General features: G+C 61.7%; 11 protein-coding genes and 1 riboswitch. Of the genes, 2 read left to right on the forward strand and 9 right to left on the reverse strand.

Annotated elements, in window-relative coordinates:
* Window positions 1-299: 299 nt before the first annotated feature.
* Window positions 300-1,427 (reverse strand): 4-hydroxyphenylpyruvate dioxygenase, encoded by a 1,128-nt coding sequence (hppD, locus tag ACQ4W4_RS15255; RefSeq protein ID WP_070313026.1) that lies wholly within the window; start codon window positions 1,425-1,427, stop codon window positions 300-302.
* Window positions 1,428-1,552: 125 nt separating this feature from the next.
* On the opposite strand from hppD, the gene ACQ4W4_RS15260 reads away from it, so the two are divergent.
* Entirely contained in the window at window positions 1,553-2,077 is a 525-nt protein-coding gene (locus ACQ4W4_RS15260; protein WP_436542715.1) for an Lrp/AsnC family transcriptional regulator, read from the forward strand.
* Here ACQ4W4_RS15260 and ACQ4W4_RS15265 read toward each other — a convergent pair whose 3' ends face one another.
* The 4 genes from ACQ4W4_RS15265 to ACQ4W4_RS15280 all read right to left on the reverse strand — a co-directional run bounded on the left by ACQ4W4_RS15265 (window position 2,078) and on the right by ACQ4W4_RS15280 (window position 6,673).
* Window positions 2,078-2,791 carry a GNAT family N-acetyltransferase gene (locus ACQ4W4_RS15265; protein WP_436542716.1) on the reverse strand — a complete coding sequence of 238 codons (714 nt, stop codon included), beginning with the start codon at window positions 2,789-2,791 and terminating at the stop codon, window positions 2,078-2,080.
* A gap of 87 nt (window positions 2,792-2,878) precedes the next feature.
* Complete coding sequence (locus tag ACQ4W4_RS15270) at window positions 2,879-3,976, reverse strand: multifunctional CCA addition/repair protein (protein ID WP_436542717.1); 1,098 nt, start codon at window positions 3,974-3,976, stop codon at window positions 2,879-2,881.
* A gap of 12 nt (window positions 3,977-3,988) precedes the next feature.
* On the reverse strand, window positions 3,989-4,705 hold the full coding sequence (locus ACQ4W4_RS15275; RefSeq protein ID WP_436542718.1) for a glutathione S-transferase family protein: 717 nt from the start codon (window positions 4,703-4,705) through the stop codon (window positions 3,989-3,991).
* A 12-nt stretch (window positions 4,706-4,717) separates the two neighbouring features.
* On the reverse strand, window positions 4,718-6,673 hold the full coding sequence (locus ACQ4W4_RS15280; RefSeq protein ID WP_436542719.1) for a lytic transglycosylase domain-containing protein: 1,956 nt from the start codon (window positions 6,671-6,673) through the stop codon (window positions 4,718-4,720).
* Between the two features lie 65 nt (window positions 6,674-6,738).
* Here ACQ4W4_RS15280 and ACQ4W4_RS15285 point away from each other — a divergent pair, with 65 nt between their 5' ends.
* Window positions 6,739-7,338 carry a 5-formyltetrahydrofolate cyclo-ligase gene (locus ACQ4W4_RS15285; protein WP_495542791.1) on the forward strand — a complete coding sequence of 200 codons (600 nt, stop codon included), beginning with the start codon at window positions 6,739-6,741 and terminating at the stop codon, window positions 7,336-7,338.
* 135 nt (window positions 7,339-7,473) lie between these two features.
* Here the strand turns inward: ACQ4W4_RS15285 and metF are convergent, their stop codons facing one another.
* The 4 genes from metF to metK all read right to left on the reverse strand — a co-directional run bounded on the left by metF (window position 7,474) and on the right by metK (window position 11,647).
* Window positions 7,474-8,304: a methylenetetrahydrofolate reductase [NAD(P)H] gene (metF, locus tag ACQ4W4_RS15290; protein ID WP_305050812.1), complete on the reverse strand. Its 831-nt coding sequence runs from the start codon at window positions 8,302-8,304 to the stop codon at window positions 7,474-7,476.
* Entirely contained in the window at window positions 8,291-8,647 is a 357-nt protein-coding gene (locus tag ACQ4W4_RS15295) for a phage holin family protein (RefSeq protein WP_436542721.1), read from the reverse strand. The genes metF and ACQ4W4_RS15295 overlap by 14 nt, the downstream gene beginning before the upstream one ends.
* A gap of 189 nt (window positions 8,648-8,836) precedes the next feature.
* Complete coding sequence (gene ahcY, locus ACQ4W4_RS15300; RefSeq protein ID WP_436542722.1) at window positions 8,837-10,261, reverse strand: adenosylhomocysteinase; 1,425 nt, start codon at window positions 10,259-10,261, stop codon at window positions 8,837-8,839.
* Window positions 10,262-10,288: 27 nt separating this feature from the next.
* Window positions 10,289-10,357: riboswitch (S-adenosyl-L-homocysteine riboswitch) on the reverse strand.
* Window positions 10,358-10,480: 123 nt separating this feature from the next.
* Complete coding sequence (gene metK / locus ACQ4W4_RS15305; protein ID WP_076565088.1) at window positions 10,481-11,647, reverse strand: methionine adenosyltransferase; 1,167 nt, start codon at window positions 11,645-11,647, stop codon at window positions 10,481-10,483.
* Between the last annotated feature and the right edge of the window lie 175 nt (window positions 11,648-11,822).

The raw sequence follows: 11,822 nt of genomic DNA on the forward strand, positions 1-11,822 counted from the left end.
ACTTGTCTCCATTATTCTCTGTGCTACGCGTGCAGGTCGGTTGAACTCACACGTACCGGCTGTGCCTTGTGGACAATGCCGGTGCGGAAAAATGACTTGTTTGTCGTAGACTACCACAGGAAGGCGCGCAGTTCTTTGCTGCGCTGCGCTCCCGTGTTCTTACCTTTTTGCGGCTTTTGAGTGCTTCTTTTTGCGGGCATGTCGGGTTACGCCATTCTGGCTAACCCGACCTACATTACTGGCCCCAGCTGTAGGTCGGATTAGCGCAGCGTAATCCGACATTCCGGGCATGGGTCGCCTTACGCCGCGTTCGTATCTTTCAGCACGCCGCGCTTGATCTGGTCCAGCTCGATCGACTCGAACAGCGCGCGGAAATTGCCTTCGCCGAAGCCCTGGTCGCCCTTGCGCTGGATGATCTCGAAGAAGATCGGGCCGATCACCGTCTGCGTGAAGATCTGCAGCAGCAGTTCGCGTTCGTTTTCCGTGCTGTGGCCGTCGATCAGGATGCGCAGGCGGCGCAGTTCTTCCAGCTGCTCGCCGTGGTTCGGCAGGCGGCGGTTGACCAGCTCATAGTAGGTTTCAATCGTGTCCTGGAAATCGATACCCGTATCGCGCATGCCTTGCACGGAGGCATAGATATTGTCCGTGCCCAGGGCGATGTGCTGGATGCCTTCGCCGTGGTACTGGTCCAGGTATTCGGCGATCTGCGACTTGTCGTCCGACGATTCGTTGATCGGGATGCGGATCTTGCCGCACGGCGAAGTCATCGCCTTCGATTTGAGGCCCGTCAGCTTGCCTTCGATGTCGAAGTAGCGCACTTCGCGGAAGTTGAACAGGTTTTCATAGAAGCTCGCCCATTCCTTCATGCGGCCGCGGTGCACATTGTGCGTCAGGTGGTCGATATAGGTCAGGCCATGGCCGACGGGGTTGGCGACGGCGCCGGGAATGGCGACGAAGTCGACGTCATAGATGCTGATGTCGCCGATGCCGCCTGGTGCGGCCGCGTCCGGCTTGTCGGCGCCCTTGCCGCGCCAGCGGTCGACGAAGTACAGCAGGGAATCGCCCACGCCCTTGATGGCGGGGATATTCAGCTCCATCGGGCCCGTTTTATTGTCGAAACCCCAGGCGCCCAGTTCCAGCGCGCGGCGGTAGACGAAAGCCGCGTCGTCGACGCGGATGGCGATGGCGCACACGGACGGGCCGTGGTGACGGGCAAAACGCTGCGCGAACGAATCTTGTTCGGCATTGATGATGAAATTGATGTCGCCCTGACGGTACAGGGTCACATCCTTGTGGCGGTGGCGCGCGATGGCCGTGAAGCCCATGTTCTCGAACAGCTTGCCCAATGCTTTTGGGTCTGGTGCTGCATACTCGACGAACTCGAAACCATCGGTACCCATCGGGTTATCCCAAGGCTGAAATTGCATGATGTCTCCTCCAAGAAGTAGCGCACAGTATAGGCGTGGGTCACGGGCATTAAATGCCAAAGATCTCCCGAACAATCATGATTTGCGCAATAATATTGCGTGAAACAAGAACCACCGGAGGAAGCATGAGCAAAATTACGCTGGATAAAACGGATCGCAAGATCCTCGCCGTCCTGCAGGCCGATGGCCGCCTGTCGAATCAGGACGTGGCCGAGCAGGTCAGCCTGTCGCCGTCGCCATGCTTGCGCCGCGTCAAACGGCTGGAAGAAGCGGGCGTCATCCGCCAGTATGTGGCCCTGCTGGACCCGGAAAAGATCGGCCTGGGCTTGCTGGCCTACGTGAACGTGCGGCTGGAAAAGCACAGCGAGGCCACGGCCCACAGCACGGCGCGCGTGCTGGCACCGAATCTGGTGACGAATACCTCGCCGCGCGCCGACTTCGCCGTGGCTGTGGCGCAATGGCCGGAAGTGGTGGCCTGCTACGCGATGACGGGCGAAATGGATTATCTGTTGCGCGTGCACGTGGAAGACATGGAGCACTTTTCGCGCTTCATGATGGCGACCCTGCTGCGGCACCCGGCCGTGCTGGACGTCAAATCGAGCTTTGCCTTGCAGCGCATCAAGGATACGACGGCCCTGCCCCTGCTGTAATCACTGGGCGGGCGGCGGTGCCGGCGGCGCCGGCTTCTTGCGCCCCGGCAAGCGCTCGAACAGTTTATAGGCGGCGCGCGCGTTGGCCTTGAACGTGTAGTCGAACATGGCAAACTGCTCCTGCACGGCTTCCTGCAGCATGCTGGTCGGGTTCGGCGGCAACAGTTTTAGATATGCATCGGCTTCGCCATAGTCGCGCTGGATTTCCATGCCCGCCTTCTTGGCGATATGCATCATCGTCTTGTTCGACGACAAACAATGCATGTACAGGGTATCGACATCGTTGTTACGACAGTGAATCGCCGCCCGCTCGAACAGTTTCGACCCGACCCCCATGCCGCGCATCGATTTCGACACGGATACGCCGAACTCGGCCACCTGTTCCTTGTCCGTGACGACACTTTTCGCCGGCGACTGGTCTTTCGGCGCGAACGCCAGATGCCCCACGCCCACCAGCTTGAACAGGCTGTTGTAGACGCCGTAAATCATGTCGCGCGAGAAATCCATCTTTTGCACGTACTGCGCGACGAGTTCATCGGGCAAGGCGCTGCCGAAACGCAGCAAACGGTCGCTTTTCTCCAGATTCAGGAAATGCTTCATCATGCGGCGCCGGTCGCGCTCATGCAATTGCTTGACGAGCACGGTCGGACGCCCGCCGCCGCTACGGCTGAGCCAGCGGCGAAACGGGTTTTGAAACAGCTTGGGTAAGGTCACGACGACTCCTGGGGGCGGTGCTGCGGCACGTCAGGCCGGCATTGTGCGGTGCAACATTGTGGCGCCATTGTAGCCTATTCCCGCCATTCAAGCCTGGGCCAGGAACGCTTGCACGGCCGCCACCCGCGCCGCATGGATGACTTCGGGAATGCGTTTCGGCTCCGCGCAGCCTTGCGCCAGCGCACCCGCATTCACACCGCGCGCCGCGTCCAGCCCGCCCTGCAGTCGTACCGCCTGAGGGAAATCGCCGGCGACCAGCCCGTCGCACGCCACCGCTTGCAGCAGTTGCGCAAAGCGCTGCGGCTTGCGCCAGCCGTCGCAGCGTTCGCACAGGCTGACGATGGCTTCGGCGTTCAAGGCCAGCGCGCCGTTGATGTTGTCGCGCTCGCGCGCCGCCATGACGGCCAGCTCGCGGCACTCGTTGGGCACGCGCAGGCGCTCGCTCAGCTGCTCGATGGCCTCCTTGCTCAAATGCAGCATCAAGGCGGCAAAGCGCACGGGCAAGTCATGACCTTGCGCGGCGGCATGGTCGATCACTTGCAGCAAGCGCTCACTCAGCTGGATTTCCCCCATGATGCGCGCCAGGGCGCCGCACTCGTGCAGCACCGTCAGCATGCGCGAGGGATGGCTTTCCATCAGTCCCTTGGCCACTTCCTGCCACACGCGCTCGGCCACCAGGGCGTCGACTTCGCCGTTGGCCACCATCCGGCGCATCAGTTCCATGGTGGCGGGCGCCACAGTGAACTGATGGAAACGGGCGGCAAAGCGGGCCAGGCGCAGGATGCGCACGGGGTCTTCGCCGAACGCGTCGGAAACGTGGCGAAAGATTTTGTTCTGGATATCCGCGATGCCGCCAAACGGATCGGTCAACGTTCCGTCCTCGGCTTGCGCGATGGCGTTGATGGTGAGATCGCGCCGCACCAGGTCGTCTTCCAGCGTGACGTCGGGCGCCGTGTGGAAGACGAAGCCCCGGTAGCCGGGCGCCGTCTTGCGCTCCGTGCGGGCCAGCGCGTATTCTTCCTGCGTCTTCGGGTGCAAAAACACGGGGAAATCCTTGCCGACGGGCCGGAAGCCCTGGCGCAGCATGTCTTTCGGCGTGGCGCCGACGACGACGTGGTCGTGGTCCTTCACGGGCAAGCCCAGCAGTTGGTCGCGCACCGCGCCACCGACCGTGTAAATCTTCATAACACTCTTTTCTTATTCAGGTAATTCCGCGTCATGCTTGGCAGCGACTTCCGTCTCCGCCAGCGCTTCCGTGATCCAGCGGGCGACGGCCGGGTGCGCCTGCACGCGCTCGCAATAGGCGTTCAGCGCCGGCGCCAGCGACACGCCATACGTGCGGAAACGCATGACGACGGGGGCAAAGTAGGCGTCGGCGATGGAAAACTCGCCAAACAGGAACTGGTGGTGGCCAAAGCGCGACAGGCACTCTTCCCATATTTCGCTGATGCGGCCGATGTCGGCCTGCGCGGCGGCCGTGCGGCCCCGTCCCGGCAACTTCGCCTTGATATTCATCGACATATCCGTGCGCAAGCCGGCGAAACCGGAATGCATTTCCGCGCAGACACAACGCGCCATGGCGCGCGCGGCCACGTCTTGCGGCCACATGTGTTTATCGGGAAACTGCTCGGCCAGGTATTCGCAGATGGCCAGGCTGTCCCAGATCGTGATCTCGCCCGCCAGCAGCACGGGCACCCGGCCGCAAGCCGAATACTCGGCGATTTTGGTGGCCGTGTCGCTCTGGTCGAGCAGCACGCGCACTTCCTGGAACGGGATGCCGAAGGCCGTCATGGCCACCCACGGGCGCATCGACCACGACGAGTAATTCTTGTTGCCGATGATGAGGGTCAGGCCCGGCTCGCGGGCGGCGGCCAGGGTTTGCGTCAGGCTGGGGTCAAGGATGGTCGTTTGCATGCTCGGCTAACTTTAGTTGGATGATGGCAAATCGGCGGAAACGGCGCTGTTTTTCGGTCCCACGGTACCCAGGCGCGCCTTCAGCGACTGCGGGCGCTTCTCGAACAGGGCCGCGTAATAGGTGGCGTTGGCCATCACGTTCTTCACGTAGCCGCGCGTTTCCGTGTACGGAATGATCTCGGCAAAGACCGCGCCTTCCAGCGGACGCGTCATGGTGGCGCGCCAGATGCGCAAGCGCCCCGGCCCAGCGTTGTAGGCGGCGCTGGCCAGCACTTGCGAACCGTCCAGGCCGCCGAGCACCATGTTCAGGTAATTCGTGCCCAGCAAGACGTTGGTGCGCACGTCGCTCAAGGTTTCCGTGACGAAATCGGTGAGGCCGATCTTCTTGGCCACATAACGGGCCGTCGACGGCATCACCTGCATCAAACCGGACGCGCCCACGTGCGACTGCGCATCCATGATGAAGCGCGATTCCTGGCGGATCAAGCCATACACCCAGGCCTTGTCCAGGCCCAGGGTTTGCGTGGCCGGGTGCATGACGTCGTCGTGCGGCGTCGGATAGCGCTGCGTATAGTCCACTTCCAGGCGCGTGCGGTCCGAGGTGTTGACCATGCGGTCGAGCACATTGTTCTGGCGCGCAAATTCCGCGGCCGCCAGGTGCTGGCGGTCCGTCATCGAACGCAATTCCCAGTTCCACTCGCGCGTGCCTTCGAAACGCAGGCGCATGTTGAAGAACTTCAAGGCACGCTGCAAGCCCGGATTGGCGGCCATGGCGGCGATTTCCGTCGGGCTGACGGGCTGGCCCGGCGGCGGCAGCACCAGATGGTTGCCCAGCTCTTCATTGGCCAGCAAGCCGTAGAAATTCGATTGATCGCTGATCGTGCGGTACAGGGCATCGGCCTGCGCGTTCGGGCGGCCCGGCGTTTCCGCCTGCTGCGCGCGCGCCAGCCAGTACACCCAGGTCGGGTCGGTGCGCAGGGAGGCCGGCATGGCCTGGATCGCCGCCTTCACCAGCGGCCAGTTGCCTTCACGCAAGGCGATACGCGCCTTCCATTGCATCTGCTCCTGGGTCAAGGGCGCGCCATTGGTCTTTTGCCAATATTCGAATGCTTCCGGCGCCAGCGAGTACGACGCCTGCAGGGCCAGGCTGGCCCAGCCGATGGCCTGTTCCTGCGCCGTCAACTGCGCACTCGCCTTTTGCAGCGCCACGACGCCCAGTTTCAACGTGCTTTTCGCCATGCGGCCGACGGCCACCAGGTACATCTCGTGGTCGGCACGGCTGGCGCCCGGTCCCTTGGCCAGCACCAGCGCGGGCAAGTCGATCGCTTGCGCCATCTTCGCGTCGGACGCGCCCAGCAGCAGCGCAATGCGGCGCGCCGGGCCCGTGGCATTGGTCTGGCCCGCCAGGCGGATCTGCGCCCACAGGTCGTTCGTGTCGAACTGGCCGTTTTGCGCCAGTGCCGCGATCAGGCTGCCGCACGCTTCGCCATAGCCGGGCGGCGAGACGAGCAGGTTGCGCGCCTCGGACGCCACGTTCTGGCCCTTGGCCGCGCGCGACATCAGCGCATAGCACTTGAGCTGGGTATCGTCGTCGAGGGCGAATTGCGGGTATTGCTCGTCGAACACGACCCAGTCGCGCTTGCGGCCCAGCTCCAGCAGCCAGTCGTTGCGGAAGCGGTCGGCGATGGCGCTGCCCTTGTAGCGGTTCAGGTAATCGCGAAATTGCGCCTCGGTCAACTGTTTGATGCGCGGTTTCAGCCGATAATAGTCGACATACGATGGAATCTGGTAATTCGTCAGGCGCCCCGCATAAAAGTCGGCTTTCTCGACGTCATCCTTGCGCGCGGCGTCGCGCAGCAGCAAAAAGGCATCGTCCTCGCTGCGCGTGTCGGGGGCGGCTGGGGATACGGTGGTCGATACCTGGGCCAGGGCGGCCAGGGGAGACAAGGCCGATGCAACACACAGCATCGTGCCGGCAATCCATTTCAGTGGGGAAATCAATGTACGACTCTCAATCTTAACTTGATGGTGATATGAATAGCGACCCTAGAATAACATGCGATCCTGCTACACGGCCACCCATTGCGCCACAGGAAAAAGCCGGCTTGCGCAAAGCCTTGCTGGCGGCCCGGCGCGCCCTGCCCGACGCCACGCGCGCGCAGTGGGATGCGGCCATCGCGCAGCGCCTGCTGGACTGGTGCGCGCAGGAAAACGTCAAGGAACTGGGCGTGTACTGGCCCCTGCATGGCGAGCCGGACTTGCACGGCGCCTACGCCCAGCTGGCCGCGCGCGGCGTGCAATTAAGCTTGCCCGTAGTGCTGGAAAAGCACGCGCCGCTGGCATTTTCCGACTGGACGCCGGGCGAACCCATGGTCAAGGATGGCATGGGCGTGGCCGTGCCGGCCCAATTGCGCCTGCGCCCGGCGCCCGCCAGCCTGCTGGTGCCCTGCCTGGGGTTTAACGAGGAACGTTACCGGCTCGGCTATGGCGGCGGCTATTACGACCGCACCCTGGAACACGCGCCACGCCCCCGCACCCTCGGTGTGGCATACGGCTGTCTGAAGGCGTCATTTGCCAGCGGCACATACGACATCGCCCTCGATCACATCGTGACCGAGGGCGATCTGCTCTGACAGCACCTAACATAACCTACTGCGCGTCGCGATTTGCGGCCTCCGATGCTCACTGTGCTATAGCACAGCTCCGCTTCTCGGCCGCAACTCGCTGCCGCTCGCGACGGTTTTGTTAGGCGCTATAACTGCAAGGAATTACTTGACCAGGCGCTGCCACAAGGCGGTCGTGGGCGCCGCCTGGTTCATGCTATAGAAATGCAAGCCTGGCGCGCCGCCTTCCAGCAGGCGTTCGCACAGACCCGTCACCACGTCCAGGCCAAAAGCCTTGATGGACGCGCTGTCGTCGCCGAAACTGGCCAGCTTCAGACGCACCCAGCGTGGAATTTCCGCGCCGCACATGTCCGAAAAACGCATCAACTGCGTGTAGTTCGTGATCGGCATGATGCCGGCCACGATGGGCACGTTGATGCCCATCTTCTGCGTCTGCTCGACAAACTGGAAATACGCGTCGGCATTGTAGAAGTACTGGGTGATGGCCGCATCGGCGCCCGCCTGCACCTTGCGCGCGAATGCGTTCAGGTCGTCCTGCGGCGAACGGGCTTGCGGGTGCACTTCCGGATAAGCGGCCACTTCGATATGGAAATGGTCGCCCGTCTCGGCGCGGATGAATTCCACCAGCTCGTTGGCATAGCGAAACTCGCCCGAGGCGCCGTAGCCGCTCGGCAAGTCGCCGCGCAAGGCCACGATACGGCTCACGCCGGCCGCCTTGAAGTCGGCCAGCACGGCGCGGATCGATTCGCGCGAACCGCCGACGCAAGACAGATGGGGTGCGGCCTGTTCGCCGGCCGCCAGGATCTCGCGCACGGTGTCCAGGGTGCCCTGCTGCGTGGTGCCGCCGGCGCCGAATGTCACCGAGAAATACTTCGGATGCAACTCGGACAACTTGACACGCGTGGCACGCAGCTTTTCCGCCCCTTCCGGGGTTTTCGGCGGGAAAAACTCAATACTGAAATTATGCTTTTCCATCATCGTGACTCAAAAGTAAGGTCGACAAGGCCCAGGAAATGATGCTGTACAGAATGGCACCGCCCACGGCAGACCAGAAACTGGCGACATGGAAACCATCGATCACCTGCGCCACCAGCCAGAACAGGAAGCCATTGATGATCAGAATGAACAGGCCCAGCGACAAAAACGTCACGGGCAGGGTCAGCAGGATCAGCAAAGGACGGATCAGCGCATTGACCAGCCCCAGCACGGCAGCGGCCAGCAGCGCGGTCCAGCCGCTGCTCATCGTCACCGAGTGCATCAGGTAGGGGACGGCAAACAGGGCCGCCGCATTGATAAACCAAATCAGTAGCAAGCGCATTTCTCTAGCCTGTCAAAAGTGATAATCGACCGGCGACGGCCGGACTTTTAAATGACACAAGTGAGCCTTGTTGCCTCGCGAACCGTAGCGAGCGGATGCGCGGCGTGGCCGAGAAGCGCAGCTGTACGAAGGTACAGCGAGCATCGCCGGCCGCGCCCCGCGCCGTAGGTTCCCGAGGCAAGCAACCGATTAGTAGCGGTAGTGGTCAGGCTTGTATGGACCTTCCGTGCGCACGCCGATGTAGTCGGCTTGCTCTTGCGTCAGTTCCGTCAGCTGCGCATTCAACTTTTTGAGTTGCAGGCGAGCGACTTTTTCGTCCAGGTGCTTAGGCAAGGTGTACACGCCGACCGGGTAGTTGGCCGTGTTCGCGTACAGCTCGATCTGGGCGATCGTCTGGTTGGCGAACGACGAGCTCATCACGTACGACGGGTGGCCCGTGCCGCAACCGAGGTTGACCAGGCGGCCTTCGGCCAGCAGGATGATGCGGCGGCCCGACGGGAAGATGATGTGGTCGACTTGCGGCTTGATATTTTCCCACTCGTATTGCTTCAACGAAGCAACGTCGATTTCATTGTCGAAGTGACCAATGTTGCAGACGATGGCCTGGTCTTTCATACGCGTCAGGTGATCGTGCGTCAGGATGTGGTAGTTGCCGGTGCAGGTGACGAAGATGTCGCCGTGTTCGCAGGCGTAATCCATCGTGACCACGCGGTAGCCTTCCATCGCCGCCTGCAGCGCGCAGATCGGATCGACTTCCGTCACCCATACTTGCGCCGACAGGGCGCGCATGGCTTGCGCCGAACCCTTGCCGACATCACCGTAACCGGCGATGACGGCGACCTTGCCGGCGATCATCACGTCGGTGGCGCGCTTGATGCCGTCGACCAGGGACTCGCGGCAGCCATACAGGTTGTCGAATTTCGATTTCGTGACGGAATCGTTGACGTTAATCGCAGGGAAAGCCAGCTTGCCTTCCTTGTGCATCTGGTACAAACGGTGCACGCCGGTCGTCGTTTCTTCCGTCACGCCGAGGATTTCCGGCAGACGCTTCGAATACCAGGTCGGGTCGGCCAGCAAGTGTTTCTTGATCGAATTGAACAGGCAGATTTCTTCGTCCGAACCCGGATTGGCCAGCACCGACAGGTCGGTTTCCGCGCGCACGCCCAGGTGCAGCAGCAAGGTCGCGTCGCCGCCATCATCGAGGATCATGTTCGAGTAGACAGCCTTGCCATCCGCGTCCGGCCATTCGAAGATGCGGTGCGTGTATTCCCAGTAGTCGTCCAGCGACTCGCCCTTGACGGCGAAGACCGGCGTGCCGGCGGCGGCGATGGCGGCGGCGGCGTGGTCTTGCGTCGAGTAAATGTTGCAAGATGCCCAACGCACTTGCGCGCCCAGCGCTTCCAGGGTCTGGATCAGCACGGCGGTCTGGATGGTCATGTGGATGGAACCGGTGATGCGCGCGCCCTTCAAAGGCTGCGCTGCCGCGAATTCTTCGCGGATGGCCATCAGGCCAGGCATTTCCGTTTCAGCAATCTTGATTTCTTTGTCGCCCCATGCGGCCAAGGTGATATCGGCGATGGTGTAGTCGTGTTGCGATTTGAGTACGGCGTTCATCACGCCCTCCTTTCAGTTGTTGAAAAAGGTACGTGAGCGCGGTTGCAGGATATTCCGAGCCTGGCGAATTTCTTCGTCGCAACGCTCCTCGGACGGTGGATTTTAACATTGTCAAGGCCGCCGCGCCAGCTTGTTTGCGCTGCATTGCCACGGAACAACACATAAAAAAAGCGCCCGCGGCCAGTTGGCCGGAGCGCTTTTCTTGTGAAGCTGACTAGATTACTTCAGGCCGGCAGCGTCGCGCAACAGGGCGACCTTGTCCGTGCGTTCCCACGTGAATTCCGGCTCTTCGCGGCCGAAATGACCGTAGGCGGCGCTCTTCTGGTAGATCGGGCGCAGCAGGTCGAGCATTTGCACGATGCCTTTTGGACGCAAATCAAAGTGCGCCAGCACCAGCTTGGCGATTTCCGTGTCGGGAATCACGCCCGTGCCTTCCGTGTAGACGGTGATGTTGATCGGCTTGGCCACGCCGATGGCGTAGCTGACCTGCACCTGGCATTGGCGCGCCAGACCGGCCGCGACGATGTTTTTCGCCACGTAGCGGGCCGCATACGCTGCCGAACGGTCGACTTTCGATGGGTCCTTGCCCGAGAACGCGCCGCCGCCGTGCGGGGCTGCGCCACCGTAGGTGTCGACGATGATCTTGCGGCCGGTCAAGCCGCAATCGCCTTGCGGACCGCCGATGACGAAACGGCCCGTCGGGTTGACGAGGAATTTGGTCTCCGTCAGCCATTCGCGCGGCAGGATGGGCTTGATGATTTCTTCGATGACGGCTTCTTCGATCTGCTTGTGCGAGATTTCCGGCGCATGCTGGGTCGACAGCACGACGGTGTGCACGCCGACGGGGCGGCCATCGACGTAGCGCAGCGTCACTTGCGATTTCGCATCCGGACGCAGCCATGGCAAACGGCCATCCTTGCGCAGCTGCGACTGGCGCTCGACCAGGCGGTGCGCGTAGTGGATGGCGGCGGGCATCAGCTCGGCCGTTTCATCGCAGGCATAGCCGAACATCAGGCCCTGATCGCCAGCGCCTTGATCCAGGTCAATGCCCGCACCTTCATCGACGCCTTGCGCGATGTCCGGCGACTGCTTGTCGTAGGCCACCAGCACGGCGCAACCCTTGTAGTCGATACCGTATTCCGTGTTGTCGTAGCCGATGCGTTTGATGGTTTCGCGCGCAACTTGAATATAATCCACATTGGCGTGCGTGGTAATCTCGCCAGCCAGTACCACCAGACCCGTGTTGCACAGGGTTTCGGCAGCCACGCGGGCGGCTGGATCCTGGGTCAGGATGGCGTCAAGGATGGCGTCGGAAATTTGATCGGCAACCTTGTCGGGATGGCCTTCCGAAACGGATTCGGAAGTGAAGAGATAGTCGTTTGACATTGCAAGCTCCTGATTACTATGTGAATGTTCTGTCGCAGTAAAGAGGATTTTGCCTGCGACGCTTTAGCGATATTTATATTCCGCTTCGCAAGTTGTCTATTAACTCAGCGGTTACTGCATACGTGGTATTTTACGCTTCTTAAAAAATTTTGGCACAGCAACACGCCATTCCTGG

Origin of the sequence: Janthinobacterium glycogeni (assembly GCF_051380725.1) — a bacterium.
Classification (GTDB): Bacteria; Pseudomonadota; Gammaproteobacteria; order Burkholderiales; family Burkholderiaceae_D; genus Janthinobacterium.